Consider the following 26,606-nt stretch of genomic DNA (forward strand, 5'->3'; position numbering starts at 1 on the left):
GGGCCACCGGGCGATGCGGCGCAGATATGGGCTGCTGTGCCGATATTGATTTCACCGTCCCCATCCGCCGTCGCACCAACTGTCGGCGTGCGGCATGGCGGAAACGAACAAAGCCAGCCCGCGCGTTTCGCGATCTGGAGCACTGTCTTTTGTGAAAAATCGTCTCTAGTTTTCATCGCAAGCGCATAGTTACACAAATTTTTCTATCTCGGCTCGCTAAAACTTGGCCGGCGTTGCTTAACATAGCTTACCGCCGCTTAATCAGCAGTTCTTTAGGTGGAGACGGTGGAAACCAGACCGTTTGCAACCGGCCCAATTCCCGCCGGTCTGAAATGCGCCCTCATCTCAGTCATTGAAGTTACACCTCCGATCTCCCGAAAACGGACATTGATGTGTTAAAAGTTGATTGGCTGTTTCTCGCTTCATAGTAATGCGCGATATAACTATACGAGCGGTGGCATGGCAGTGCTAAATGCGTGGTGCTGTTTACGGGCGCACCCGAGCATTTTATCTTTTCAGGAGCAATTAGCCGAACCTTCAACTATGTTGGTTCCTCAATGCGTATCGAACGAACCGGCCCTGTCGAGCCACTGACCCCACGCGTCGAGCGCTTCATCCGTGAAGAGCTGCACGGCCAATCGCTCGATGATCCTGTAAATTCGGAGCAGACCCGTCCTGACTATGCCTGCATGCGCGGCCTCGTCGCTATGGAGCTGAAAACACTTGAGGACGATGGCGAAGGGCGGGTCGAAAATTTGGTCGAACAGTTGCGCCAGCGTCCGGATTGGCCGATCTTCCTCGGCAACGCCCCTATGGATGCCTTTATCAAGAACACGGACGACCCGGACGGCATCGGCAAGCTAGTTCTTGAGCGGGTTGGGCGTGGCATCACCCGCCCGTTGCAGAAAGCTAACCGGCAGCTTGAAGCGCACGAGAAGGATCATCCGCGCAAAAACCTCGTCAAGATTCTGATACTCGTGAACGAGGATCACGAAGCCTATGATCCCCACGCTGTATCGTACATCCTTTGGCACGCCGTGCGTCGTCGGGATAAGGATGGTTCGCCACGCTTCGCCTACGTCGATGCGATCATTTACTTCACCGAGCGCCACGCAACTATCGTGGAAAACCTTCTGACTTTTCCTCTCACTGTGGTCGAGGGGAACGGAGTTTACGATGCGCCGTGGAAATCGGACGTCCTTGAGTTCATCCAACGAGCCTGGATACGCCATTGCGGTTACCCCGAACTATCCGTCGAGCAACCACAGGCGTCCGACTTCACCACCATTGACCATATTCCCGAACAGGCACCACTTCATGAGCGCAGGCGAACCGACTATCGTCGCAATTCTTACCTGCAACCTTTGACCAATGATCAACTGCGTGATCGATTTGATGAGATTATGCTGATCAACACCCTGAGCTTTCTCAAAGAACCGCCCGTCGTAATCCCAAAGGAGCAAACAACCGCCAGCATGGAGCGGTTCACCCACATGATGCTCGAAATGGCCAACCGCGCCCTTCCTATCACCGCGTTTGCCTTCGACCCACGGCGCGATATTGCCGCTGCTCGACGGCTCGGTCTTCCCGAAAGCGTCGAAACATGGATTTTGCGGATTGAAGCAGAAAAGTAACAACGGATTTGAAGTGAATGTCTCCTTTGCGCCCCGGCCTGTTTAAAAACCTGCCATTCCGCTAGCGACCCATTACCAGACGTTTTGTGCTCTGCCTCGAAGGTTGATAATCACCAATATGATAAGCTACAAGCTCAGCCTAAACGACCGATCAATCGAACGTGCAGAGTTCCAACCTATATTGCATTTCATAGAAACTTAACTCTGGCCATCGCTTGAATATCAGCACGACGACATCAAGTTAACGGGACAATGTCGAATAGGCCCATGACCGCTCCCGCTCGTCAAGGTCGCGAAAGGCGGCGATTGTATCAGACAAAGTCAGCGTAAGGGCGATCGGGTCAAGGCCGGAAAGCAGGGCACGCTTTTCCTCACTCTCGATTTCGAAGGTCCAGCGACCGCCAACTTCGTCCTGCAATATCTGCTCTTCCAGATTGACCGTCAGGAGGGAGCCAGGTGCCGCGGCGAGCCCGCGAGCGATAGGATCGATGATCGAGGCCGCGAGAACGACCGGCAACACGCCATTGGCCAGACAATTTTTACGGAAGATCGGATTAAATGAGGGCGCAATAATCGTTCGGAACCCATATTCGGCCAACGCCCAGACGGCGTGCTCGCGACTTGATCCGCAGCCAAAATTCTCCCCGGCGACCAGTATTCTGGCATTCTTTAGTGCCGGATCATTGAGCATGAAATCGGGATCCGGATCGCGTTCGCCGATCGACAAATAGCGCCACCCCGCGAACAGGCCGTCAGCCAGACCACTTTTCGATACTTGCCGTATCTCTCGCGAAGGAATGATCGCGTCGGTATCCACATTGTCCCGCATCAGCGGAGCCGCGACGGCGGTAAAGGTCGTGAAGGGCTCCATCTCAGATCTCCAGCTTACGCGGATCAGCGATATGCCCGGCGATCGCCGAGGCGGCAACGGTTTCCGGTGAGGCGAGATGCGTGCGGGTGCCCGGACCCTGACGGCTTTCGAAATTCCGGTTCGTCGATGATACCACGCGGTCCTGCGGGCCGAAACTTTCGCCTCCCGCGAAGAAACACATAGAGCAACCCGATTCGCGCCATTCGAAGCCGGCACGCTGGAACACGTGATGTAAGCCTTCCTCCTCCGCCTGACGTTTGACATTGCTTGATCCCGGAACGCATATTGCCTTCACGCCGGGCGCAACTTTTCGACCGTCAAGTATAGCCGCGGCCCGTCGCAGGTCGCTAATCCGGCTGTTCGTGCATGAACCGATAAAGGCTGCGTCAATTGTCAGCGACTCCAGCGCAGTGCCTGCCTCCAGACCCATATACTGCAGCGCGCGCGGGTAGCCTTCGGCCATAGCCTTTCCAATTTCCCCGACGGCTGGCACAGCACCGTCGATCGCCACCACCTGTTGCGGCGTAGTGCCCCAGGTGACCATCGGTGCGACGTCACCCGCATCAAAAGTCAGTTCAGTATCAAAGACCGCCTCGGCATCGCTGCGCAGAGCGAGCCAGTCCCGCACGGCGCGGTCCCATTCGTCGCCGACGGGCGCGTACCGGCGCCCCTTCACATAATCGACTGTGGTTGCATCGGGTGCGATGATCGCGCTGAACGCGGCAAATTCCGTGCCCATGTTACACAAGGTCAGTCGCTGTTCGATATCAAGTGCCTCCACAGCACTGCCCGCATATTCGACTATATGCCCGGCGGCGCCGCCGACACCGAAACGGCCGAGCAACGCGAGTGCGAGATCCTTGGCCGTTACGCCGCGCGCAAGCCTGCCCGAAATAGTGATCCGCATCCGCCCAGGCCGCTGGACACGCAAGGTAGAAGTGGCGAGCGCATGTTCGGCCTCGGTCGATCCGATGCCCCACGCCAGCGCACCGAGCGCGCCCTGCGAACAGGTATGGCTATCGGGACAGATCAGCGTCGTGCCTGGCAGTACTATGCCCAGTTCGGGCGATATGACATGGACGATTCCCTGATCGGGGCTGTCGAGGTCAAAAAGACGGATACCGGCGGCGTGGGTGCCCTCGCGGGTCGCAACAATGAAATCCTTACCGGTTGGCATCAGCGTCTCGCTGGTGCGCCCTGGAAAGGTGTCGACGATATGATCCATGACCGCAAAAACATGATCGGGATCGCGAACGGCAATATCACGTGCAAGCAAGCTTTTCAGCGCTACCCCGCCGGTTCGCTCGTGGAGCAAAATGCGATCGACGAAGACCAGATCGGTCTCGCCAGTAGGGGAACCGATCCTATGACCGTCCCAAATCTTATCGAATATAGTCCGTTGCAAGACGCCCTCACCTAATTGAAATCGATGCCATTGCTACTCTCAGCACGCGGCAAATCGTGTTGCAAACCCATCCTTTTCCCATCAATTTCAAGTGGAAGGGCAGGAAGTTTCGCGCGGCTACCATCGTCGAGAGTTATCTCTACAAAACCACCGCTGGCGAGCAGGTGCTGATCTTCGAGCAGATCGTCGGGACGCATGATTGGTGCGTAAGGCAAGCCGATTGATTTCAGTCTGCCAACCAGTTCATCGCGCGTCATCGCACCGAAAAGCTCGCGGATGACGGGAAGAATATGTTCGCGCTGGCGCACCCGCTCATTATTGACCGCAAGCGTCTGATCCGCGGCGAGCTCGTCCAGTCCCATCACCTCGCAAAAGGCCACCCATTGGGGATCGCTGACGACGCCGACAAAGAGCTGCTCATCCGGGTTAACCGTTTCAAAGACGTCATAGACCGCCCAAGCCGAAATCCGGGCAGGCATCGGCGGCGCGGTCGTGCCAGTCACTGCCTTTTGCGCTATATGCTGGCCTACCAGAAAGGCGGTTGTCTCGAACAACGAGCATTTCACTTCGCCACCCTTATCGGTCCGGTGCCGGCGTTCAAGCGCAGCAAGGATACCGATGACCCCGAACATGCCCCCGGTTACATCTATAACCGAAGCACCGGCACGCAAAGGCCGTCCGGGAGGGCCGGTCATATATGCAAGGCCACCCATCATTTGCGCGACTTCGTCGAGTGCGGTTCGGTTCTCATATGGGCCAGTAAGAAAACCCTTGGCGCTGCAATAAATGAGACGCGGATTGCTCTTTGTAATATCTTCCGGTCCAAGGCCGAGCTTCGCCAAAGCACCCGGGCGGAAGTTTTCTATCATCACGTCGGCTTCATCAATCAGGCGGCGGGCTTCGGCATTGCCTCGTTCACTCTTGAGATCGAGGCAAACGCTGCGCTTGTTGCGATTGAACATCGGAAAATAGCCCGCACCCGAGCCCAACAGACGGCGGGTATGATCGCCGCCTTCCGGCTCTACCTTGATAACGTCAGCGCCAAGATCCCCCAGCATCAGGCCGATCGACGGGCCCATCACCATATGGGTGAACTCGACAACTTTAATCCCTTCCAGCGGCAACGGCTCCATTTTATCCCTACTCTTTCAAATCTAATCAGCGATATCTTGTCTCTCGACATCTCGATCTTATTTGATATAGATATAGGACATTAAAGCAAGCAGAGGTTTATGTCCGAAGAAATATTTATTAGCGAAGTGGGCCCACGCGACGGGTTACAGAGCATTACGGCAGTCATGCCGACTGCTGCCAAAAAGGCATGGATTGCGGCCGAATCAGCTGCGGGCGTGCGCGAGATAGAGGTTGGAAGCTTTGTACCCGCCACGTTGCTGCCCCAGCTTGCCGACACGGCCGAGATTGTTGCGTTCGCCAAGACAATTCCCGATCTGACCGTTGCCGTACTCGTGCCGAATCTCCGCGGCGCACAGGATGCTTTATCGGCGGGCGCCGACAAAATTACCGTGCCGCTTTCGGTTTCCGAATCTCACAGCCTCGCCAATCTGCGCCGCACCCACGATCAGGTGATCGAGGAAGCGACCCGTATCGCTGCGGCGATTGCCAGTTTGCCGGAAGGCAGACGCCCGCATTTTGAGGGCAGCCTTTCCACCGTATTCGGATGCACCATCGAAGGCGCCATTCCAGAATCCCAGATCTTACGCCTGGCCGAACGACTGATGGAAGCAGGCTGCGACGAAGTCGGTCTTTCGGACACTACCGGCTATGCCGATCCAAGCGCGGTGCAGCATATGACAAAGGCGGTACGCGGCGTTGTCGGCGACCACGCGCTGACCGGCATCCATCTGCACAACACGCGCGGCCTCGGTCTTGCCAATGTGCTTGCTGCACTGGACGCCGGGCTCACTACCGTTGACAGTTCGCTAGGCGGAATAGGCGGCTGCCCGTTTGCGCCAGGAGCAAGCGGCAATATCGTGACCGAGGACCTTGTCTTCATGTTACAGGCGATGGGATTCCGAACCGGCATCGATCTGGAAAAACTTCTGGCGGTTCGAAAAATCGTACAGGAAGCGCTTCCGGGAGAAGCACTTTACGGATTCACACCAGATGCCGGACTGCCGCTTGGTTTTGAAGGCGAAATTGACCCAAAAGAACTGGAAACCACGATATGCCGATCGGCACCAAAATGATCTGCGAAAATAAGACAGCACGTCAGTTGTTCGAAGAGGTAATGGCCAACCCGGCCCGGAAGAAATTCGGCTTCGGCGAGAAGCTCGCGATCGTCAACGTCGATGTCCAGCAGGCCTATACCCGACTCGACATGTTCAAGACGTCCTATGAAACCGATCCACGCCAGATCGAACATATCAACACGATTTCGCGCCTTGCCCGCGAACGCGACATGCCGGTGATCTGGTCGCATGTCGCCTATAAGGCCGATGCGGGTGATGCGGGAATCTGGGGTACCCGGACCGATACCGAGGATTCGCTGCAAAACATCAAATATGGAAGCGAGCGACATGCGTTCGATCAGCGTTGCGCCATCGACGAGAATGACCTTGTCTATACCAAAAGAATGCCGAGCGCCTTTTTCGAAACCCAGCTGGCCAGCTATCTGACTTGGCACAAGGTCGACACCGTCGTCGTGACCGGAGGTTCGACCTCGGGCTGCGTCCGCGCAACCGCGGTAGACAGCCTCAGCCACGGCTACAGGACCATCGTCCCGATCGAGACCTGCGCTGACAAGCATGAAAGCTATCACTTCGCCAATCTGACCGACCTGCAGCTCAAATATGCCGATGTCGAGCCGGTGCAGGCGGTGATCGACTGGCTGGAGGCCCGCTGATGCGCGAAAGTGAAAAAGATCCCGGACTCTATGATTTCCGGCCATATCGTGATCGAACGAAGATCGAATGGCCCGAGGGCAAGACGGTCGCTGTCTGGGTCTCGCCCAATCTCGAATATTACGAGATCGATCCGCCGGCCAACCCCCAGCGCAAGAGCTGGCCAAGGCCGCATCCCGATATCGTCCCCTACGGGCATCGTGACTATGCCAACCGTATCGGTCATTGGCGGATGGCCGAGGTGATGGAGAAGCACGGCTTCAAAGGATCGGTCTCGCTGTCGGTCGCGCTGTGCCAGCATCATCCAGAAGTCGTCGCCCATGCCAACGCACTGGACTGGGAGTTTTTCAGCCACGGAATCTACAACACCCGCTACAGCTATGGTATGGACGAAGCACAGGAACGCGCGATCATCGAGGATTCGATCAAGACCGTCCGCGATGCGACGGGGCAGACGATCAAGGGATGGCTGGCACCTGCGCTCACCCATACACCGCGCACGCTCGACCTTATCGCCGAATATGGTATGACCTATACCTGTGACCTCTATCATGACGACCAGCCCGGACCGGTCCACGTCAAGGACGGACGGCTGATCTCCATGCCCTACAGTATCGAGGTCAATGACCATTATGGCTTCTTCGTCTACAACATGTCCCCGCGCGAATATGCTGACACGCTGATCCGGCAATATGAACGGCTCGCCGCCGAGGGTGAACAATCGGGCACCGTCATGTGCATCCCGTTGCACAGCTATCTGATCGGCCAGCCGCACCGGATTGGTCCTTTCGAGGAGGTGCTGAGGCATATCGCCGCCGACGGGCGGGCATGGATCACCCGGTCGGGCGATATCGCCGACCATTTTCTCGCCAACGATTATTATGACGCGACCGCGGCCGACGCCGCACGCTATGCGAAGGACGCCGGATGAGCCTCGACCCCTCCTATCTCGAATATCCCAAGCGCCGTGAAGGCATGGACCATGGCCTCTATGTTCCCTCTCCCATTCCCACACGCAAGCCGTTTGCATGGCCTGATCGCAAGACCGTGGCCGTCACGCTGCTGGTCAACCTCGAATGGTTCCCGATCACACCGGAAGATGCGCCTTTCCGCGCGCCCGGTCATATGGTGACCCCTTATCCCGACTATCGCCATTATACGGCGCGCGAATATGGCACACGGGTTGGCTTTTACCGCCTGCTCGACGCCTTTGCGAAGGCCGGAGTACATGCGACTATCGCGGTAAATGCCGCCATTGCCGAACGCTACCCTTCCATCATCTCGGATATCCTGGCTGAAGGCCATGAGATCATCGCCCATTCGACGGATATGAACGGAACTATCGCGACCGGCTTACCCGAAGCTGAAGAGCGCGCACTGATCGTTCAGGCACGCGATACGCTGGCCGGGGCAATGGGCACGATGCCGCGGGGCTGGCAGTCGATCGCGCGGTCGCAGAGCTGGAATACGCCGCGCCTGCTGGTCGAAGAAGGTTTCGATTATATGTGCGATTGGGTGAACGACGATCTGCCCTATCTCGCGACGACCGAGGCTGGCACGATCGTCAGCATGCCATTCAACCACGAACTTTCCGACCGGCAGATGATCGCCCTGCAGCAGCATTCCATGGAAGACGTCACCCGACAGATCGAGGACGCGTTCGACTGGCTGGGCATCGAGGCGGACCGGTTTGGCGGTCGCGTGTTACCGTTTACAATCACGCCCTATATCACTGGCCTGCCCCACAGGATGGACGCTTTCGAACAGCTGCTCGGAAAGCTGGCCGGGTCCAGCAAGAGCTGGTTCGCGACCGCCGGCGAAGTGGTGGACAGCTGGCAGGGCCAGACGGGCTGAACCTGGCCTATTCGTTCGCCTGGGCACGGGGATCTATAAGAACCCGTAGTGCGCGCATCAACAATGCGTCGGTCGCGTCCTGACGTTGTTCGGCGACCTCTCCCTCATAGCGGATATCGCGTAGCGTCGCGACATCCTCGCCGCGCATTTCCGCAACCAACCTTTCAAGCCTGTCGATCCTGTCATTGGCGACTGACAGCTCGACGAGCAGCGCCAGAGCGATATTGAGCGTCTCCTCGGCTTCGCGATTGTCAAGACTTTGGGGACGTTGTCCACGCGCAGATTCGATCAGCGCGGCAATGGCTTGAGCTTGGTTGGTCATTAGATAGGTTTCCTGCCGCTGATTGCATACCAGCGATTATTTGCCATGCCATGTAGCGCCGAAAGATCATGTTCGACGACATTGTCCTCGGGAAACCCGGCGGCAATCATATCGGCCTGCAGATTGGCCGTTGCATAGGTGTTCCAGTGCACCTCACCGTTGAAATGCGTGTCCCAATCGCGCTCGATTTCATGCACCAGTGTCGGCTGGTTGCGGATGGCGACATCCTGATGAATGACGATGCCTCCAGGACGGGCCAGACGGAAAGACTCGCCTATCATCGCGCGACGCTTTTCCTCACCGATTTCGTGCATCAGGTTGTGCGAGACAACAAGGTCAAAACTTTCGTCTTCGAAACGCATGTCCGAAGCATCCATCTGATGGAAATGCACGGCGACGCCAAGCGACTCCGCACGGGCATGGCCATAGCGCAGCATGCCGGCGCCGAGGTCAACCGCATGGATTTCGACGTCAGGCCATTCGGCGGGATAGGCGGCGGAGGCAGCTCCCGCTGAACAGCCGATATCGAGCATCTTGGCCGGTTTGAACCCGTCGAATTCTTCATTGAGTAGCCGCATGATGACACCCGCCTTGCTGTCGCCGCGACCGATCCCCTGGCCGAAGGAAAAGACATTGCCACCACATTCGTACAGCGCGCCTGAAACAACATCATAGTCGCTGCGATTCATCGCATATCCGCCGGGCTGGAGATGGATGTCGACATCTGCCACTTCCGGTGAGGGATCATAGGACGAATCCAGCGAGAGGCTCCCAAGCTTGTCATCGGCTTCGATCAGCTCCTTCGTCGCCTGCTCCATACGTTCGAGATCACGATAGGTTGGCTCTCCGACGGAAACCCATATCATCTCCTGGGCGGACCGGTTAGCGGCGCTCCACATCCGATAGCCGGGGGACATCAGAAAGGCTTCGCGTACTTCTTCGTGCGATTGAGGCTGACGACCATGACGTTCGGCGAACGCGGGAGCCGCTTCGGATTCGAATATCCCGACGTTTCTTGGCCTGACCTTGCTATTTAGCAGCCGGCGCAGCGAAACAACCGCGTTCTGCCTACTGCCTTCCTCGGCAGTCGTGCGGGGAAGAACGGCATGTTGAACGTCACGAACCTTCATCTCAAACTCCTTGTTTCACCCAAAGGGCGGATTCCATATTTCGGCTATATTGTTCTATCTATATCACAATTCAACGCGATTCGATCAACTCAATTAATTCGCCGGCGGGCCCGGTCAGGACAAGCGAGCGCCGGCCACCGTAACAGGTACCTGCCGAGACCATCTCTGGTCCATCTGCAAGTTCGACGAAGGGAGAAAGGCTGGCAACCTCGAAACTGACAATCGCATTGCCGGGCGGCAAGTGCTCGTCGAGACGGGGTCGAACTCCGGCGATATAATCACTACCTGTAGGATATTCGTCGAGCTCGATCAGATTCCCGTGCTGCGCCATCCCGATTGCGCTGAGCGAAAAGGCGTGATCAGCAGGAAGATTCTGGGCATGCTGAAGCACTCCTACCTTGCTCTTGCGCACCGGTCTTTCCCGCAATCTGAAATGGTCCACATACCAGCGAAGCATCGGATCAAAATCCGAACCTGCGGCTACGACGATAAATGGCCGCCCGACGAAGCCCGAAGGCCTGGGCAGAATTGATGCCTTCCGGTCGCCACTCTCCATTGTAAAATAAAGGCATTCATCGCCCGGGCCCGCGACCTGCATAGCGACGATCGACGGCATGAACTGGAGCGGACTCGGCCCTGCGAGATGCCGGAAGGGTGAAGCGTCCAGCCGGTCCGCCAATGCATAGACATCGTCGACTATTATTTCGAATGCCGTCCAGCCAAAGCTGGTCAAAGGTGAATAGTCCGGCACGGCTGGTGCTTCGATAAGTCGGATAAAGATATCGTCTTCATTTTCGGGACGCAAGGTGCAGAAGGCAGTACCGGCCGTAGCGGGTGCACCCCAGCGCTGGGCGAGGGCCTGATCGATCCGGCCTCTTTCCAACACCCGGTACCCAAGCAGTTCGCCATAACAGGATTCGGCGGCGGTGATATCTGGAACGGTCGCAGTCGTGCCGGAAATCCTCAGCAGCTGCGGTTCCGTATCGCTGGTCCAGTCGTTCATTCTGCAGATTCCCCACTATGATGCTGGCATCGTAGCGATTTAATTGTTATATTTCTATATCAATAATCCGAGAAACTGGAAAGACCGTCAGATAATCTGCGGTTCCAGAATACGGGGAGAATTCAGATCGAGGCGAATCTGGTAACGATCAGGGCGGAACTGGGCGAGGATGTGTTGCACCGGCCGTTCATTCACGTCGAAGACGGTCCGGCTGACCCGCAGGATTGGCGATCCGATGTCGACGTGCAGGCTCGCCGAAACTGCAGCGTCAGCAAGTGTGGCCGAGATCGTCTGATGGGCGGCGCCAATATGCGCGCCCGCGTCCTCGAGCAACGTCAGCATTGGTGTCGTTTTGAGATTGGCACGTGTCATTGCCTTGCCGAGATCGGAAGGAATGTAGCTGACGAAATGGCCAAGCGGCTCACCATCGAGCCAGCGGGTACGAACCACGCGCAGAAGCTCGGTCCCGGCTGGCAAATCAAGCGCCTCGTCAATCGGTGGTCGCGCAGAGACCATATCCACCTCAAGCAGCTTGACCTGCGTCGCGCGGCCAAAATTGCGCAGCGATTCGAGCGCCTGCTCGATATTGCCGTGAATCGGTCGCGCCGGCGAACGAAAGATCACATGGGTACCGACCCGACGCTTGCGTTCAACAAGTTGGTGGTCAGCCAGTTCTTCAAGGGCACGCCGCGCGGTGATGCGCGAGACCTGATATTCTTTGGTCAGTTCCTGCTCGGTCGGCAGCCGCGATCCGAAGGCGCGCTCCCCGCTCGTGATTTCTTCGCGCAGCTGCAGAAATATCTGGTGGTACAATGGCACTGCCTGATCACGATCCACACCTGCCTTGCCGCCGTTCTTTCCGGTCACTTTTTTTATTCTCCCCTTTCAAGACGAGCGGCTAGCTCCAGAGACCGCATATTTACGATTTCGTTTCAAATCTTTGCCACCATTACACCTAAAAGGAAACCCACATGTTATCACATAAACCGACATTGAATGCCGCCCTCGCCCGTTCGGCTCTTGATGCCGCTGTAGAGGCTGCAAAGGCCTCCGGATTGGCCATGTCCGTTGCCGTTGTAGACGATGGCGGCTACCCCCTCTGTCTGGAACGGATGGACGGAGCCGGTCTGTTAACGGCGAAAGTCGCGAGCGAGAAAGCTAGAACTTCTGCTTTGTTGCGCGCACCGAGCCGGGCTCTGGCCGATCGCGTCGCCGCCGACCCGGCCCTCCTTCGTCTGACCGACTATCTGCCCATGACCGGCGGATTGCCGATTATGGCCGAAGGGCGCTGCATCGGCGCCATCGGCGTGTCCGGCGGAACACCAGAGCAGGACGAACAAATCGGTCAGGCCGGGATCGAAGCCCTGTATAGCGATTAATCCGCCTGTTCTGTTGTCGGCGCGGGAAGCGGGAACAGCGCGCCAAGCAATCCGCTCATTGCAAGAAACGCACCGGCGGCGATGAGTGCCGCCGGCATACCGACATAATCTGCCATCACGCCCCAAGCAGCACTGCCCAGCGCAACGCCGCCGAACGCCGTCGTCTGATAGATGGCAAGCACGCGCCCGACATGGCTGCGGGCGATCGCAAGCTGTATCGAGACGTTAAACATCGAAAGAGCAGTCACCCAGCCTGCACCAGCCAGCAAATGTGCGAGAATGGCAATCGATGTCGCACGGCTGGAACCCAGCAGCACCAATGAAACCGCGACGACAATCACGGCGACCGCAACCAGAGCTCCTGCGCCATAACGTTTTCGGACGGGTATGCTCGCGATTGCTCCGACCATCGCCCCGATCCCGAAACAGGCAAACAGCAGTCCCAGCAGCGGCGCACCACCGCCCAGTCGTATCGCGACCAGCGGCATGAAGGCCCAAATGGCCGAAGCGCCGAACCCGAATGCCAGCGTGCGCAGAACGAGATTGCGTACCCGCGCTTGAGCGAATGCATAGCCGAACCCGCCTCTCAATATGCAGAGGAAATTGGGGCGCGGTGCTGATACCGCATCAAAGCCTTTCCAGCGCGCAAGAACGCCAATCACCCCGATATAGGAACAGGCGTTGATCATAAAAGCAACGCTTGCGCCCGCCGCCGCCACAATCCCGCCACCGACGACCGGCCCGATGCTGCGCGCGATATTATTGCCGAAGACATTCGTGGCTACCGCTGAGGGGATCTGATCGCGAGGCACAAGTTCACCGACCGAGGCCTGCCACGCAGGGGCATGCAGCGCAGTTCCGCAGCCGATCAGGAACGTGAAACCCAACAGCAGCGCGGGCGTCAGCAAATCGAGAAAGGCGCATGAAGCGAGCCCGAGCGACAGCACGAGCATCAGCAATTGGGCCGCCAGCATGACATGTCGCCGGTCGAACATGTCGGCCAGCGCGCCGGCCGCGACCGCAAAGAGCATCACCGGCAGATTTGCCGCCGTCTGGACCAGCGCGACCATCGCCGCTGATGCGCTGAGCGCAGCCATTGTCCAGCTGGTCGCGACGATCTGGATGAAACCACCCAGTTGAGAGAAAACGGTGGTTGCCCACATCGCGCGGAACAGGGAGTGGCGAAGCGGCCCGGGCCAGCCTTTTTGTCGAGCGAACCTGCTCAGTGCATTTCCTCGCCGCCCGACACATTCATCGCCTCGCCGGTGATATAGCGAGCTTGCCCCGAGCATAAAAATGCACAGGCATTGGCCGCATCTTCGACCTCACCGACTCGGCCAAGCGGAATCCGATCACGCATTGCGGCGAGATAATCCTCGACAGTTTGCCCGCGCTTTTCGGCCATATATTCATTCTGCCAGGAGCCAAGGCCCGTCGTAACATGATTGGGGCAGACCGCATTCACTGTGATCTGCTCTCCGCCATATTCGATGGCGGCCGAACGCGTAAGACCGATAAGTCCGTGCTTGGAAGCGATATAGGAGGAGGTCAGCGCCGAACCCGATTTCGACCCACGGCTTCCGACCGAAACCACCCGACCCCGGCCCCAGCCCGGCTCGATCACCTGAGACTGCATCTGTCGAATAGCGTGTTTCATGGCAAAAAACGCGCCACGCAGGTTCACGTTGATCACAGTGTCCCACATGTCCTGCGTTGCATCGACAAGCGGCCCGAAAAGATAACCAACCCCGGCATTGTTCACGAGGATATCCAGCTTGCCATAGGTTTTGACGGCATGGGCGATGAGCGCTTCGACCTGTGCCTCTTCCCGCATATCTGCCTGGAACGCGCTAACATCCGGATTGATCGCGCGAATCCCCTCGGCAACCTCGGCCATCTCGTCAGATGCACCGACACCGTGTTCCGGGGCCAGTTCCCCCTTGGCCGCACCCAGATCGTGGATGACCAGTTTCACCCCGTCACTGGCGAGCTTGCGGGCGATAGCCTCACCTAGGCCTTTATGGCGACCAGAGCCTGTTACGACGGCGACTTTTCCTTCAAGATCTGGATACATACCCAATTCCCTTTCCTCAAATTTCCATAGCGAGCCGATAGCCTTCGCTCGTTGCACTCAGCGCAATACGCGGTGCTTTGGCATCACCGATGTTGTGCACGGTTATACCGGCTTCCCGGAGCGGCGTAGCCAGCGCATCATCAGGCGTCCGAGCGGTGGCATAGGTGAGAAAGGCCACATCCGCGATCACACTTTCTTCGCCACTGAAAACATTCTCATACGCGACCTCGCCCTCTTCGAGCCGCGACGTCGCCAGCGGGCGAACCGAAGTCAGAATATGCGCGCCCTTGCTATAGAGCCGCTGATAGACGCCCTGTCGGACGACCAGCGCCTCGTCTCCAGCCAGCCTTTCGCGTGGTGTGAGGATCACGACCCTGTCAAAACGCTCCATAAGCAGCTCAGCCACGTCATAGACGAAAGCGCTGCCATCCTCATCGTAAATGACAGCAGTGCCGCGATTGTGCGCCTTGTGATCAAGAAACAGCGCCGCGGCTTCTCGCAAATCGGGTACGATACCCTCTTCGCGCCATTGCTCGGGCAGGCAGGTGGGCCACGCAGGAGTTGAACCTGTCGCCAAAATCGCAATCTCCGGGCCGAAGGCGAGTACATCCTCGATCGTCGCGGGAAAACCCAATCGCATTTCTGCGCCGTGACGGCGTGCAGCCAGTTGCTGGTAGTCGTAAATGCTGCTGAGCCCTTCTCCGCCGGGCAAAGCCGCGTGGAGCTTCGTCTTGCCGCCGGGCTGTTCCGAGGCTCCAAAGATACAAACCCTATGGCCGCGCGCAGCTGCGACCCACCCTGCCTCCATTCCGGCTACGCCCGCGCCGATCACTGCCACGCGTTTGGGATTCTGCGTGATTGGTGGGGTCCAATCGGCCTCCTCACTCTCGCCCACCCGCGGATTATTGTCGCAGAGCAGGCCGCGGCCCGAAGTGATCATGTGCCAGCAGGTATTGCACGAAACGCAATAGCGGATCTCCGCCTCGCGCCCCTGCTCCGCCTTGACCGGCCAGGCCGGATCAGTAATCAGCGGACGTGCGAGCATGACAAGATCAGCGAGTCCGTCACGAATTATCCGCTCGCCTTCATTGGGATCAGTGATCAGGCCAAGCGCACCAAGCGGAAGACGCGGCGCAGCTGAGCGGCCCAACCGACTTATGGTTTCTACATAGGGGGTCCGGGGCCCATGATTGTCGGGAAGATGAGTGTAGAGTGAATCCGAATGGCTACCCCAGCAATATGTGACATAGTCCATCTCACCCTTTTGGTGAAGCAGCGCGGTCACCGCTTCGGCCTCTTCGAGCCCGAAACCACCTTCGGAAAAATCTTCTGCCGGCAGTTTGGCACCGATCAGGAAATCGGCCCCGCAACGGCTGCGTATGCCCTGCATTAGCAGCACCAGTAGCCGAGCCCGACCGTTCAAATCACCACCGAATTCGTCCTCGCGGCGATTGGAGCGTGCAGACAGGAATTGGTGGAAGATATGACCATGTCCCGCCGATATTTCCACTCCGGCGAATCCGGCATCGGCCAGAATCCCGCACGAGCAGACAAATTCGTCGATCATCCGGTGGACGTCCCCGGTCTCCAGTACCTGTGGCACCGTCCAGCTCAGATCGTCAGGCAGTGCCGAAGCACCCCGCGCGGAAAGATTGCGATATCCGGCGCGAAAGCCACGTCCGTTGTCCTGGATCTGGCCGAGCATCAAACTGCCTTCGCGCGCCACTGCTTCCGCCCAGCGCGGCAACATATCAGCATTAAGGCCCGAGAGAATCTGCGGGCGCGTGGGAAGCGTCTGCCAGCTCAACATGGCCATCGGTTCACTGACCAGCATCGCTGCCCCGCCCTTTGCCCGGTTTGCAAAATAGGCGATCAAGCGGTCAGTGACGCGACCGTCTCTGGAGTAATGGGTAGAGGTGGAGGCGTGGACAACCCGGTTTCGAAGCTCGCGGGTTCCTACCTTCAGAGGCGAGAAGAGATTAGGATAAGCTGTCACGCTCAATCGGGTTCGTGAAACCGCATCACCCGCTGGATGAATGCTTGGCTCCAGGCCGAACGCTCAGCCTCGCATTCGGCATCGGGGCGATAAGCTTCGATCTCATCTCGGTTGATAGTTCCCTTTTCATCGAGCAGTCTTTCAATCGTGTCTGCACGTTCACGAAGCGCGTTCGTCTCCGCCATCAGCTCGAGCAAAAAAGTCATTATCTGATCAATCGCGGGATCGTCAAAAAACCGCGATCGAGCACCTTTGCTCGAACGGGGCAGCTTTACATCTTTCGTCGGTTTGTCGGCGCTATTGTCTGCCATGGAATCCTTGCCCGGAAAAACAGAAAACGGGCGGCATCAGTGCCGCCCATTTTCCAATACACCAAAATATCAGAAGTCGTAACGCAAACGCGCCATCCAACGACCCGGATCACTGAGATAGGGGTAGATCAGGAAGGAGGTCATGTAGAGATCGTCAAAGCAGTTGTTGCATTCGAGGCCTAGCGACCAGCCCTCATCCGAACGCAATGTAACCCCGCCGTTCACGACGCCGTGGCCCGGTTGATAGCCCCGCGGATCGTTTGAAGTCGAGACCCAGGTTGAACTGATGTAATTCCAGTTCACAGCGGGCTGGATCGACAATCCGTTACCAAGTTCCCAATTGTAGCTGGCGCCTACCGTTGAAGTGAAGGACGGAGCGCGTGTCGGTTCCGCGATCTGTCCATCGGGTGTGATGATGCTGACATTACATGCAGTCACGTCACCAGCCACACAACTCGCCTGTTGTGCAAGCGTGATATCATTGACATTTTTGAAGCTCGCGTCCTGCAAACCAAACGACCAGAAGACGTTCAGTCCGTCAATCGGCGTCGTCGAAAGCTCGACTTCGAGTCCATAGTTCTGCATGTCCGCAACATTACGCGTCAGATAGGTGATCGTACCCGTCAATGGGTTGAGGCCACCGCCTGGAAGCTGCTGATCATAATCGGTGAAGTAGAAACCAGTCAGGTTTACCGTAAGACGGCGGTCAAACCATTGCGAACGGACACCGCCTTCGAATGACCAGATCGTTTCGGGTGTGAAGGCCGCTGCATTGTCAGGTGAATAGGCCCGGGCGTTCCAGCCTCCGGATTTGAAACCGCGTGTCGCCGACGCGAACAGCATGACATCATCGGCCGCTTGGTACTGCAACGCGAACCGTGGCGTCCAGACCTTGGAGCGCTGCTCGACCGGTATACCGAGATCAATTAGATCCTGCGTGTCGAAAGGAACCGCCGAAGAGGTCAGTGGTAACGAGTTCACATTGGGTGAATAGGCAATGGTTTTCCGTTCATCCGTGTAACGCACGCCGGCCGTAAACGTCAGATCCGGCGTCAGATGAAAGTCGCCCTGGATATAGCCGGCATAGGCTTCGGTATCGTTGGACATGACCCGGTCACCATTCAGGAACGCCGTTCCGCTGGACAGGATGAGCAAGTTCGCGAAGTCTGTTTCGTTGGTTTCGTTGATATAATAGACACCGGCAACATAGTCGAGCAGGCCATCAAAAGCTTCGCCGCTGAATTTGATCTCCTGGCTGAACTGACCATGCCAGCTGTCACTTGCCAGAGGAATCCCGGCGCCGGGCGAAGCCGACACGAGGTTCACGCCATCGATGACGACACCGGTTGCACCGGCGAGACTCTCCGTCAGGAATTCCTGATAAAGATGACGATAGCCGGTAATGACATTGAGCGTGGCATTGCCACCCACTTCGACCTCGAGATTAGAGCTGATGGAATAGCTTTCGGCGAGATTGCCAGCAGTGTTGTCAGCGAGCCGCGAAGAAACCAGATCGCTGCCGAGCGGGGTATCGGCACTGATTTGTGTGTAGGTAATGCGCTGATCGGTCGTCGGATCGTAAAAATGCGGGAGATTGGCGTTTGAATTATGAATATAATCGGCCGAAATATCCCATTTGACGGTGTCGGAAAGATGCGCCTGAACAGCTCCGCGAAGCCCCCAATTCTCTTCACCGTTCAGCTTATCTCCGGTGCTCAGATTGTTCACGTAACCGTCGGATTCGATATAATAGCCAGAAAGCTTGGTGAGCAGCTGGTCCTCGATCAGCGGCACATCGACCGAAGCGCGTAACTGGACGCGGTTGAAACGACCGTAACCTACCTCGGCAAAGCCCCCAAATTCGTTCTGTGGACGCGCCATTATGACGTTGATCGCACCACCTGTAGTATTGCGACCGAAGAGCGTACCCTGCGGCCCGCGCAATACTTCTACGCGTTCGACGTCGAACAGCGAGAAATTGTTGGCACCCTGACGCGAGACATAGATGTCGTCAATATATGTGCCAACCGGCGGATCGAAGGTCGAGATCGATTCCGAGTTGGCGAGGCCGCGCATCGCGTAGGCGTTGGCGGTGCCGACTGCCGTATTATGATGGCCGATTAGGTTGGGAACATAGTTGACGAGATCCAGCGTATCAGTGACCTGCCTGGCTTCCAGTTCCTGCGCACCGAAGGCAGAAACGGCCAAAGGCACCTCCTGCAGCGACTCCTCGCGACGCTGCGCGGTTACGATGATCTCTTGCGGTGCGTTAGACGCCTCTGCCTCGTCGGATGCAGCAACCTGCGCTAATACCGACGTTGACGAAAGAAGTGTTCCGCTGATCAGAAGGGCGTACCCTGTAGTCTTGTAGTTCATCATTTTAGCCTTCCCTGGTGTACAGATTTTTCTAGATCAAACCCAATTTGCATCACTTGTCCGGCGTGATCTGAAACTCATTTGTCCTATTTATATATCATAATTTTCCTTAGTCCAATAGTTTTTGTTTGGGAGCGAAACTCACTAAAATTACATATATTTTACAATTTCTTATAGCTGTATCGATTGGCCGATTTCGCCAGCGATCCCGTCAATCTATATTAGCATCTTGATCATAAATCAGAAAATTGTCTTAGATAGGTAATGACGAGTGCATTCCATTCCTCAGCCCGGTCAAGCACCATGCCGGGACCGCCAGGTAATTCCGCATAGGCCCAGTCGGGCCGTGCCTCGACGATTTGCTTTCCCCAAGAATAGATCGGGTCTGTGCGACTCGCGACTACAAGCGTAGGGCAGCGGATTTTGGGCACGTCAGCCCGAAAATCATATTTCGGAATGACGCTGTGACCATGCTCTTTCCAAGGCCCGTGAAGAAAATAGGTGAGGACAGATATATGGAGTGTTTCGTCACTCCAGTCGGGGTCGCCTGTTGCCCGTACCCAACGCCAGCGATCGGTGAGGTGGCTACCGTCTTGGGAAATATCCTGGTTATCAGAAAATTTGCCAATCCGCGAAGCGCGCTCTTCGCTGGAGTAAAATGGGGCGTTATCCAGAATTAAGCCCGTGACGAGATCGGGATGCACGGCAGCCAGACGGCCTGCAGCAAGGCCGCCGCCACGATGACCGAGAAGAATTGCCGACCCAATACCGAGCGCCTTTAGCAGCACGGCCAGATTCTCCCCATAACACTCTATGCTCGGCTGCTGGGGAGGGTCTGACATCCCGTGAGCCGGCAGATCAATGGCGATTGCATGAAAACCGGCATGCGCAATGACTGGCAGCACATGCCGGAACTGGAGTGAAGACCAAGGCGCCTGATGGACAAGCAGCACCGCTGGACCTTCTCCGAAGCTGCGATAATGGATTTGGCCGTCGGGACCATCGACATAACCGCGCCGTTCATTCGGCAAGGCGGTCATGATCGGAAGCTTCATTGAATCACCTGCTTTTTCGACATACAGTCCCGCCACCCACCGTGATCAGATCCATTTCCTTCGGGGTGCATATCCAGTCCATTCTTAGCCAGATTCTAAAGTGGCGATAATCATCCTATTTTTAAATCAATTGATCAGGTGACAGCCCCCTTAGCGTCGATCGCTGCAGATTTGGCATCCCGAGCGTCCATCGCGCTGGTCAGGACCTTCATGTCCTCAGCAAGTTTGCGATAATGCTTTAGGCCGAAAATCATAACCAAGATCGTTGGTATCCCGACGAACAGAACAAAGCCCGACAGCACCACCCCGATTGACTTGGGGTTACCGGACCAGTCGGTGGCGGCCCCAATCAGCGGCGGCCCAAGCAATGGACCGATCAGCGTGATTACCGTGTTGAAGATTGCTACCGAACGACTGCGGATCTCGCCCGGTGTAATCATCTGCAAAGCTGCAGGTCCGCCAGCAGTTGCAGCCGATTTCCCGATAAACGCGATAAACATCGCAACAACAGCCAGTTGGGCCGATGGCATAATCGGATAAATAGCGCTCATCGGAACAGTGATGCACAAGCCGAGGATCAGCGTATACATTCCGCCCATATCGCCTTCTCGACCAAGCCGCTTGCTCGACCAAAGGGCAAGTGCAGTACCGATCGGCCCTGCAGTAAAGTAGAACAGGCCGGTGACTGCGCCAATCGTCATTACGTCCCAACCCCATACGCGCGAGAATAGCGGCACATTCCAGAAGGTAAGCGTCGCCATCGCAAAGTTGCATGTTGCGCCGGTGAACAGGACGCCAAAGCCCTTCCAACGATCGAGCATGTAACGTACTGCACTGATCTTCGGACCGCTCTCCTCACTGGCACTGATCGTATCGGTCTTGGGTGGCTCCTGAATTGTCATCAGCAGCAGCGCAAACAGAATGCCTGGCGCACCGACGACGAGGAATGTCATCTGCCAGGGAGCAAACATATGCCCGAACAACTCGATATCGCCGACGTCGTGAAGCGCCGAAACCAATACGCCGCCGGCAAGAAAGGCCATCCCGGCCCCTAGATAGGGCCCCGCCATATAGAGGCTGATCGCGCGAGCACGTTCCTCACGCTTGAAATAATCGCTAATGATCGACACCGAACAAGGACTGACCACCGCTTCGCCAAGGCCGAGACCCAACCTGAAAATCAGTAGTGGCAGAAATGACATCGCAAAACCGCTCATCGTGGTCATCGTACACCAAATCACGAGCCCTAGAATCAGCAGCCACTTGCGGCTCCATCGGTCAGCGAGCAACCCCAATGGAATCGCGACAGCGACATGAAAGATGGAAAAAGCCGGGCCGAGCAGTAGACCAATCTGGAAATCGCTAAGCCCCATCATTTCCTTGATTGGCTCGACCACAAGCGAGAGAATGAATCTATCGAAATAGGAGAGGATAAATACGAGGAGAAGCAGAACAACTACATACCAGCGATACCAGCCGCTATTTCGATCAATTTTCACAAAGCATTCCTTAACCACGGGCGCTGATGCGCGTTTCACTCAGATTCGTATCGCCCTAGGACGGAAGACTGCTACCAAAGACATACCAGGCACCTTTGCCGTGGCGCGGGCGACCCGGCTCGTCCCAGCCGAACGCCTCTGCCCTCTCTGGATAGGTACCGATATCAGGCAAGAGTTGTGCAAAATTTTCATCCGGACCAAAGCCTGCCTCCTCCAACAGAACAGCAGGATCCTGCGCCCGAAAACTGGTGTAGTTTGGCTCGTTATTATGCTCGGTATCCCAGTTCCAGAAGAAATCTTCCCAAGCATCGACAAGACACGTGGCGGGCAGCTCCTGATGAACCATGACACCCCCCGGCCGAAGCAGGCGGCGGCATTCCCTGAGCACATTGCGCGTTGCATCGACGGTAATCTCGTGGAAGAAAAAGCTGGAAACGATTAAATCAAAATGACCTTCGGGAAAATCCAGTGCCTCGGCATTCTGCTGGCTGAGATGAATGGCGATGCCTTCGTGTTCGGCCACGGCATGACCATAGCGCAAAAGTGGCGCAGCGACATCCACACCATGCGCTTCCGAATCAGGAAAGGCTTCGGCATAGGGCATGAGATTCTTAGCCGAAGAGGTCCCGATATCAAGGATGCGAACTGGCGCAAAATCAGGACGTTCGTGCTTTAGCCAACGACTAACGACCTTCGCGACGCCGCCCCAGCTGCGATGGTTCATACTCGCAGAAAAGACACGTGCGCCGAGGGAAACAACCGCCCCTTGGGCCACATCGTCTTCAACCCACTCATTGTGGAAACAACCCGGCGTCAGATGAACATCAAGCTGGGAGACATAAGGCGGGATGGGCATCTCCGGATTGAGCCGGAGCGAGCCCCCGGCCGGATTGCGTTGTACCGCAGCCTTGGCCACATCAATCATTTCAGGCAGAGCACGCTCGATCGGCTCTTGAACCGACTGAAAACACATTTCCTGGGCATTGTAACGGAGTGTACTGTAGAAACGATAGGATGCTTCGCCCTTCATCACCTCTTCAATCGCCACCGCGTCCCCGATCAACTCACCCTTGGCTTTGTGTGCCGGCGCGACACGCTGGTCAAAATCCTTCCGGACCATTTCCGGCATTTCTTGGATGGCGAAGCGGCGAAGCGCGCTGCAAAAACGCTGGCGACCCCGCTCTTCAAGATTCGAATGAGGCAGCTCCTCGATGTCCGGAATGCCTGAATTCTTATGCGCGAACAGTGCGTCTGATGTACTGACCATCAATTTTCCTATCGAACCTCTGAATGCCGTAATTTGTAAATGCCAAATCTTCCTTGCGATTTTCGCGGCTTGTAATTACACCGACTGAATAGTCTTATATCTAAGACAAATGAGATTGCAAGAGTTTGAACGTAATGAAACACTCAAAACCCATTATCATCATAGGCGCCGGCCCTGTGGGCCTAACAGCAGCTATGCTCCTGCAGAAACGTAAAATTCCCTTTATCCTCTATGAAGCAGCATCGGAATTGCCCAATGACCTGCGCGCGTCCACTTTTCATCCGCCAACACTGGACATGCTCGAAACGCTCGGAGTCGCAGCTCCCTTGATTGCGCAGGGACTGATCAGTCCAACTTGGCAGGTCCGCATGCACCCGAGCGGCGAGCGGGCGGTATTTGACCTCGGTGTCATCAATAGTGAAACGGGCCACCCCTATCGGCTCCAATGCGAACAATCCAAGCTTTGCCGGATCATGCTGGACATGCTGATCGCCGAAGGGGCCGATATACGCATGGGCATCAAGTTGGACGGAGTAGAGCAAGATGATGAGGGAGTCCGCGTCACGCTAAGCGATTCCGAAAACGAAGTCATGACCGATGAGGCTGCATTCCTGATTGGTACCGACGGGGCTCGTAGCGTTGTACGCTCGGCGCTCGGTTTTCCGTTTAAGGGAAAGACCTATCCCGAGACGACAATCCTTGCCACCACGCGATTTCCCTTTGACCAGCATCTCGAAGGCCTGTCCAACGTCAACTATGTTTGGAAGGACGGCGGCACATTCAGCCTGTTGCGCTTGCCCAGCCTGTGGCGCTGCAGCCTCTACCCGGACGGCGAAGAAAGCATCGAAGATGCTCTGGAACCGGCGAGCATCGAACGCAAGCTGCAGGAGATCGTAAAGATCGACGGCGGCCACAAGGTCGATCAAATCCGTCCCTATCGCATCCATATGCGGATCGTGGACGACTATCGGTCGGGTCGCGTGCTGCTCGCCGGTGATGCTGCCCACCTCAATTCGCCATCTGGCGGGATGGGCATGAATGGCGGCATCCACGATGCTTTTGAACTGGTTAACACGCTTGAAGAGATACTGAACAGGGCGGCCTTGGACCGGCTTGATCGCTATACGCGCCGACGGCGGCCCATCGCGGAACAGGAAATCCTCACCCAGGCGGATCGCAACCGCGCGCGTATGCAGGAACGGGATCCGGCCAAGCGGCGCGAATCGCTCCAGGCATTGCAACGCACGGTCGCCGATCCGGACGCCGCGCGCGAGCACTTGTTGCGCAGCTCGATGATCGCCGGCTTGCGCAAGGCGGCAGAAATCGCATGACCGGACGGCGGTACGATTATGGCCGGGACGCGATGATAGGCATCGGCACGCCCCAGGCAAATCCCACGGTCGAGGCGGAAATGAGGATTATATTGCCTCCCGCCTGCGCCCTTGTCGTCAATCGCCTAACCAGTGCTTCAAACGATCCAATGGAACGGCTGCGCGACTATATCGAACGGCTGGAGACAAGCCTCGAGGATTTCGATACGCTGCGCCCGGATGCCTATGGTTTTGGCTGCACCGGCTCGTCTTACCTGATCGATACGGATTCAGAAGCCCGCATCGTAGAGCGGATCCAGGAGCGGCTCGGCTATCCCGTGGTCACGGCAACCGCGGCAATACGCTGGCAGTTCGCAAAACTGGGTATAGAGCGTATCGCTCTCGCCTCCCCTTATCCACCCGCCTTGTCCGAAGCGGCTAGCGCCTATTGGAGCGGCGCTGGATTCGATCTCGTTGAGGTTCGCCGGATAGATACAGGCAGCGGCGATACCCGCAGCATCTATGCGCTGGGCAGTGAAGACGCGCGTCCAGCCGCCGAGGCGATGTCCGGCCTCGACGTCGATGCCGTGCTGCTGAGCGGCACCGGGATGCCCTCACTGGCCCTTGTCGGAGACGCCGGCAGCAACGGTCCGGCCATATTTTCCTCCAATCTCTGCCTCGCCAACCGCTTATGTGACCTTGTCGGCCTGCCGGTGCCGCAAATCTCCGAATGGCGCGAACGCCTTGCCGAAGCCCGCGAACCAACAAAAGGAAACCCTGCCCGATGATAACCGCACCCACTGCCATTATCGACGGAGAAGCCATCGCCGGAAGCGGCGCGCCAATCTCCGTTATCGACCCCGCAACCGAAGAGGTTATCGCCGGATTCCCGGACGCCGAGGACGCACTGGTCGACCGCGCTGTCACATCCGCGCGCGCAGCATTTGAACGCGGCGAGTGGCGGAATATGAGTGTCGCAGAGCGTCAGAAGATACTGCGCAATTGCGCCGATGCGATTGATGCCGCCGCTGATGAAATCGCCGATCTCGAATGTGCGAACACGGGCATCCCCTATAGTCAGGTTCGCGGTCGCCAAGTCGGCCGTTCCGCCGACAATTTTCGGTTCTTCGCAGACTATATCGGCCAAATGACGGCGGAGCTCTACGAACAGGATCCGAACTATCTGACCTTTGTCCGGCGTGAACCGGTAGGCGTAGCCGCACTTATTTCCCCTTGGAACTCACCAATCACGCTGGGCTCGATGAAAGTCGCGTCGGCTATCGCCTTTGGCAATAGCTGCGTGCTCAAACCAGCCGAACAGGCACCTTTGGCCCTCTCCAAACTGGTTGAAATCATCCAGTCAGCGGGCCTGCCCGAAGGTGTGCTGAATCTTGTGAACGGCAATGGCGCGACGGCGGGCGACCGGCTGGTACGTCATCCCGACATTGACTGCATTTCCTTCACCGGCGGTACCGAGACCGGACGACGGATTATGACTGCGGCCGGAGAAAACCTGAAACCGACGATCATGGAACTCGGCGGCAAGTCCGCGAATATCATTTTCGAAGACGCCGATTTCGAACAGGCGTTGGACGGTGCGCTGATCGGCATTTTTACCAACAATGGCCAGCAATGCCTAGCTGGCTCGCGGATTCTCGTCCAGCGCGGCATCGCAAAGCGCTTTATCGAAGCCTTTGTCGAGCGGGCCAAGGCGATCAGGGTCGGATCGCCGCGTGATGCCTCCACCGAAGTCGGGCCACTCGCCTCAGGACGCCATTATGAGCATGTGATGAGCTTCGTTCCCGAAGCGAGCAATAATGGGGCCAATTTGCTGGCCGGCGGCAAACGCGCCGCTGCCTTCGACAAGGGCTTCTATTTCGAACCGACCATTGCCTTGGTCGAATCCAATGACCACCGTCTGTGTCAGGATGAAATCTTCGGGCCATTTGCGTCGGTGCAGATCTTCGATACTGCAGAAGAAGCCTATGCCATCGCCAACCGGTCTCGTTTTGGTCTGGTCGGTTATGTCTGGTCGCAGAATATCGCCACCGTCATGGAGGCCCAGGCAAAAATCTCTGCTGGCACGGTCTGGTGCAACACTCCAATGATGCGCGAATTGCGCGCACCCTTCGGCGGCTTTCGCGAGTCAGGTGTTGGAGCCGAGGGCGGTCGCGCAGCAGAGGCTTTCTACATGCACCAAAAAACAGTCAGCATGCCATGCAAGCCGTTGACCCTTACAAAGCTCGGCAAGGGATAAAT

24 protein-coding genes are annotated in these 26,606 nt (G+C 57.0%); 9 read left to right on the plus strand and 15 right to left on the minus strand.

Annotated features, from left to right (window positions below; genetic code table 11):
* Positions 1-476: 476 nt before the first annotated feature.
* Complete coding sequence (locus BOSE62_RS11275) at positions 477-1,634, plus strand: hypothetical protein (RefSeq protein ID WP_159646178.1); 1,158 nt, start codon at positions 477-479, stop codon at positions 1,632-1,634.
* Positions 1,635-1,875: 241 nt separating this feature from the next.
* On the opposite strand, the gene leuD is transcribed toward BOSE62_RS11275, so the two are convergent.
* From leuD to BOSE62_RS11290, 3 genes are read right to left on the minus strand one after another with little or no spacing between them, the layout of a single operon-like run.
* Positions 1,876-2,505: a 3-isopropylmalate dehydratase small subunit gene (gene leuD, locus BOSE62_RS11280; protein WP_159646181.1), complete on the minus strand. Its 630-nt coding sequence runs from the start codon at positions 2,503-2,505 to the stop codon at positions 1,876-1,878.
* A gap of 1 nt (position 2,506) precedes the next feature.
* Positions 2,507-3,910 (minus strand): 3-isopropylmalate dehydratase large subunit, encoded by a 1,404-nt coding sequence (locus tag BOSE62_RS11285; protein WP_159646184.1) that lies wholly within the window; start codon positions 3,908-3,910, stop codon positions 2,507-2,509.
* Between the two features lie 11 nt (positions 3,911-3,921).
* Positions 3,922-5,043 (minus strand): CaiB/BaiF CoA transferase family protein, encoded by a 1,122-nt coding sequence (locus BOSE62_RS11290; RefSeq protein ID WP_159646187.1) that lies wholly within the window; start codon positions 5,041-5,043, stop codon positions 3,922-3,924.
* 99 nt (positions 5,044-5,142) lie between these two features.
* Here BOSE62_RS11290 and BOSE62_RS11295 point away from each other — a divergent pair, with 99 nt between their 5' ends.
* Genes BOSE62_RS11295 through BOSE62_RS11310 form a run of 4 tightly spaced genes read left to right on the plus strand, consistent with a single transcriptional unit; the run spans position 5,143 to position 8,625 of the window.
* The gene (locus tag BOSE62_RS11295; RefSeq protein ID WP_159646190.1) at positions 5,143-6,117 is read left to right on the plus strand and encodes a hydroxymethylglutaryl-CoA lyase; all 975 of its coding nucleotides are present in this window, start codon (positions 5,143-5,145) and stop codon (positions 6,115-6,117) included.
* A complete protein-coding gene (locus tag BOSE62_RS11300) occupies positions 6,096-6,773 on the plus strand; it encodes an isochorismatase family protein (protein ID WP_159646193.1) in 678 nt (225 codons plus the stop codon). Before BOSE62_RS11295 ends, BOSE62_RS11300 begins: the two co-directional genes overlap by 22 nt.
* Positions 6,773-7,702, plus strand: coding sequence for a polysaccharide deacetylase family protein (locus BOSE62_RS11305; protein WP_159646196.1), 930 nt, complete (start codon positions 6,773-6,775; stop codon positions 7,700-7,702). Before BOSE62_RS11300 ends, BOSE62_RS11305 begins: the two co-directional genes overlap by 1 nt.
* Positions 7,699-8,625 (plus strand): polysaccharide deacetylase family protein, encoded by a 927-nt coding sequence (locus BOSE62_RS11310; protein ID WP_159646199.1) that lies wholly within the window; start codon positions 7,699-7,701, stop codon positions 8,623-8,625. The genes BOSE62_RS11305 and BOSE62_RS11310 overlap by 4 nt, the downstream gene beginning before the upstream one ends.
* A 7-nt stretch (positions 8,626-8,632) precedes the next feature.
* On the opposite strand, the gene BOSE62_RS11315 is transcribed toward BOSE62_RS11310, so the two are convergent.
* From BOSE62_RS11315 to BOSE62_RS11330, 4 genes are all read right to left on the minus strand, one after another.
* Positions 8,633-8,947: a hypothetical protein gene (locus tag BOSE62_RS11315; protein ID WP_159646202.1), complete on the minus strand. Its 315-nt coding sequence runs from the start codon at positions 8,945-8,947 to the stop codon at positions 8,633-8,635.
* A complete protein-coding gene (locus BOSE62_RS11320) occupies positions 8,947-10,077 on the minus strand; it encodes a class I SAM-dependent methyltransferase (protein WP_159646205.1) in 1,131 nt (376 codons plus the stop codon). Before BOSE62_RS11320 ends, BOSE62_RS11315 begins: the two co-directional genes overlap by 1 nt.
* A 70-nt stretch (positions 10,078-10,147) precedes the next feature.
* Entirely contained in the window at positions 10,148-11,080 is a 933-nt protein-coding gene (locus tag BOSE62_RS11325; protein ID WP_159646208.1) for a VOC family protein, read from the minus strand.
* A gap of 87 nt (positions 11,081-11,167) precedes the next feature.
* Positions 11,168-11,947: a GntR family transcriptional regulator gene (locus BOSE62_RS11330; protein ID WP_201295666.1), complete on the minus strand. Its 780-nt coding sequence runs from the start codon at positions 11,945-11,947 to the stop codon at positions 11,168-11,170.
* Positions 11,948-12,051: 104 nt separating this feature from the next.
* Between BOSE62_RS11330 and BOSE62_RS11335 the strand changes: the two genes are divergently transcribed.
* Positions 12,052-12,459 (plus strand): GlcG/HbpS family heme-binding protein, encoded by a 408-nt coding sequence (locus BOSE62_RS11335; protein WP_159646211.1) that lies wholly within the window; start codon positions 12,052-12,054, stop codon positions 12,457-12,459.
* On the opposite strand, the gene BOSE62_RS11340 is transcribed toward BOSE62_RS11335, so the two are convergent.
* The 8 genes from BOSE62_RS11340 to BOSE62_RS11375 form a co-directional block, all read right to left on the minus strand.
* Positions 12,456-13,751, minus strand: a complete 1,296-nt coding sequence (locus BOSE62_RS11340) for an MFS transporter (protein WP_268893904.1) — start codon at positions 13,749-13,751, stop codon at positions 12,456-12,458. The genes BOSE62_RS11335 and BOSE62_RS11340 overlap by 4 nt on opposite strands.
* Complete coding sequence (locus tag BOSE62_RS11345) at positions 13,682-14,533, minus strand: SDR family NAD(P)-dependent oxidoreductase (protein ID WP_201295726.1); 852 nt, start codon at positions 14,531-14,533, stop codon at positions 13,682-13,684. Before BOSE62_RS11345 ends, BOSE62_RS11340 begins: the two co-directional genes overlap by 70 nt.
* 16 nt (positions 14,534-14,549) lie before the next feature.
* Positions 14,550-16,529, minus strand: a complete 1,980-nt coding sequence (locus tag BOSE62_RS11350; protein WP_159646220.1) for an oxidoreductase — start codon at positions 16,527-16,529, stop codon at positions 14,550-14,552.
* Between the two features lie 2 nt (positions 16,530-16,531).
* Positions 16,532-16,840, minus strand: a complete 309-nt coding sequence (locus BOSE62_RS11355; RefSeq protein ID WP_159646223.1) for a hypothetical protein — start codon at positions 16,838-16,840, stop codon at positions 16,532-16,534.
* 69 nt (positions 16,841-16,909) lie between these two features.
* Positions 16,910-19,219: a TonB-dependent receptor gene (locus tag BOSE62_RS11360; RefSeq protein ID WP_159646226.1), complete on the minus strand. Its 2,310-nt coding sequence runs from the start codon at positions 19,217-19,219 to the stop codon at positions 16,910-16,912.
* A 230-nt stretch (positions 19,220-19,449) separates the two neighbouring features.
* On the minus strand, positions 19,450-20,271 hold the full coding sequence (locus BOSE62_RS11365; protein WP_159646229.1) for an alpha/beta fold hydrolase: 822 nt from the start codon (positions 20,269-20,271) through the stop codon (positions 19,450-19,452).
* Positions 20,272-20,405: 134 nt separating this feature from the next.
* Positions 20,406-21,770 (minus strand): MFS transporter, encoded by a 1,365-nt coding sequence (locus BOSE62_RS11370; RefSeq protein WP_159646232.1) that lies wholly within the window; start codon positions 21,768-21,770, stop codon positions 20,406-20,408.
* Positions 21,771-21,825: 55 nt separating this feature from the next.
* A complete protein-coding gene (locus tag BOSE62_RS11375) occupies positions 21,826-23,037 on the minus strand; it encodes a class I SAM-dependent methyltransferase (protein WP_159646235.1) in 1,212 nt (403 codons plus the stop codon).
* 134 nt (positions 23,038-23,171) lie between these two features.
* On the opposite strand from BOSE62_RS11375, the gene BOSE62_RS11380 reads away from it, so the two are divergent.
* Genes BOSE62_RS11380 through BOSE62_RS11390 form a run of 3 tightly spaced genes read left to right on the plus strand, consistent with a single transcriptional unit; the run spans position 23,172 to position 26,604 of the window.
* A complete protein-coding gene (locus tag BOSE62_RS11380) occupies positions 23,172-24,368 on the plus strand; it encodes an FAD-dependent oxidoreductase (protein ID WP_159646238.1) in 1,197 nt (398 codons plus the stop codon).
* On the plus strand, positions 24,365-25,135 hold the full coding sequence (locus BOSE62_RS11385) for a maleate cis-trans isomerase family protein (protein WP_159646241.1): 771 nt from the start codon (positions 24,365-24,367) through the stop codon (positions 25,133-25,135). Before BOSE62_RS11380 ends, BOSE62_RS11385 begins: the two co-directional genes overlap by 4 nt.
* Positions 25,132-26,604, plus strand: coding sequence for an aldehyde dehydrogenase (locus BOSE62_RS11390; protein WP_159646244.1), 1,473 nt, complete (start codon positions 25,132-25,134; stop codon positions 26,602-26,604). Before BOSE62_RS11385 ends, BOSE62_RS11390 begins: the two co-directional genes overlap by 4 nt.
* The last annotated feature ends 2 nt before the right edge of the window (positions 26,605-26,606 follow it).

It is taken from the genome of Sphingorhabdus sp. 109, assembly GCF_902506555.1.
Classification (GTDB): domain Bacteria; phylum Pseudomonadota; class Alphaproteobacteria; order Sphingomonadales; family Sphingomonadaceae; genus Parasphingorhabdus.

What these genes read in the sequence shown, in the direction of transcription:
- leuD (WP_159646181.1), bottom strand. Translation starts at nt 2,505, where the DNA reads ATGGAGCCCTTCACGACCTTTACCGCCGTCGCGGCTCCGCTGATGCGG.
- BOSE62_RS11290 (WP_159646187.1), bottom strand. Translation starts at nt 5,043, where the DNA reads ATGGAGCCGTTGCCGCTGGAAGGGATTAAAGTTGTCGAGTTCACCCAT.
- BOSE62_RS11295 (WP_159646190.1), top strand. Translation starts at nt 5,143, where the DNA reads ATGTCCGAAGAAATATTTATTAGCGAAGTGGGCCCACGCGACGGGTTA.
- BOSE62_RS11300 (WP_159646193.1), top strand. Translation starts at nt 6,096, where the DNA reads ATGCCGATCGGCACCAAAATGATCTGCGAAAATAAGACAGCACGTCAG.
- BOSE62_RS11305 (WP_159646196.1), top strand. Translation starts at nt 6,773, where the DNA reads ATGCGCGAAAGTGAAAAAGATCCCGGACTCTATGATTTCCGGCCATAT.
- BOSE62_RS11310 (WP_159646199.1), top strand. Translation starts at nt 7,699, where the DNA reads ATGAGCCTCGACCCCTCCTATCTCGAATATCCCAAGCGCCGTGAAGGC.
- BOSE62_RS11315 (WP_159646202.1), bottom strand. Translation starts at nt 8,947, where the DNA reads ATGACCAACCAAGCTCAAGCCATTGCCGCGCTGATCGAATCTGCGCGT.
- BOSE62_RS11320 (WP_159646205.1), bottom strand. Translation starts at nt 10,077, where the DNA reads ATGAAGGTTCGTGACGTTCAACATGCCGTTCTTCCCCGCACGACTGCC.
- BOSE62_RS11325 (WP_159646208.1), bottom strand. Translation starts at nt 11,080, where the DNA reads ATGAACGACTGGACCAGCGATACGGAACCGCAGCTGCTGAGGATTTCC.
- BOSE62_RS11335 (WP_159646211.1), top strand. Translation starts at nt 12,052, where the DNA reads ATGTTATCACATAAACCGACATTGAATGCCGCCCTCGCCCGTTCGGCT.
- BOSE62_RS11340 (WP_268893904.1), bottom strand. Translation starts at nt 13,751, where the DNA reads ATGCTCGGGGCAAGCTCGCTATATCACCGGCGAGGCGATGAATGTGTC.
- BOSE62_RS11345 (WP_201295726.1), bottom strand. Translation starts at nt 14,533, where the DNA reads ATGTATCCAGATCTTGAAGGAAAAGTCGCCGTCGTAACAGGCTCTGGT.
- BOSE62_RS11355 (WP_159646223.1), bottom strand. Translation starts at nt 16,840, where the DNA reads ATGGCAGACAATAGCGCCGACAAACCGACGAAAGATGTAAAGCTGCCC.
- BOSE62_RS11360 (WP_159646226.1), bottom strand. Translation starts at nt 19,219, where the DNA reads ATGATGAACTACAAGACTACAGGGTACGCCCTTCTGATCAGCGGAACA.
- BOSE62_RS11365 (WP_159646229.1), bottom strand. Translation starts at nt 20,271, where the DNA reads ATGAAGCTTCCGATCATGACCGCCTTGCCGAATGAACGGCGCGGTTAT.
- BOSE62_RS11375 (WP_159646235.1), bottom strand. Translation starts at nt 23,037, where the DNA reads ATGGTCAGTACATCAGACGCACTGTTCGCGCATAAGAATTCAGGCATT.
- BOSE62_RS11380 (WP_159646238.1), top strand. Translation starts at nt 23,172, where the DNA reads ATGAAACACTCAAAACCCATTATCATCATAGGCGCCGGCCCTGTGGGC.
- BOSE62_RS11385 (WP_159646241.1), top strand. Translation starts at nt 24,365, where the DNA reads ATGACCGGACGGCGGTACGATTATGGCCGGGACGCGATGATAGGCATC.
- BOSE62_RS11390 (WP_159646244.1), top strand. Translation starts at nt 25,132, where the DNA reads ATGATAACCGCACCCACTGCCATTATCGACGGAGAAGCCATCGCCGGA.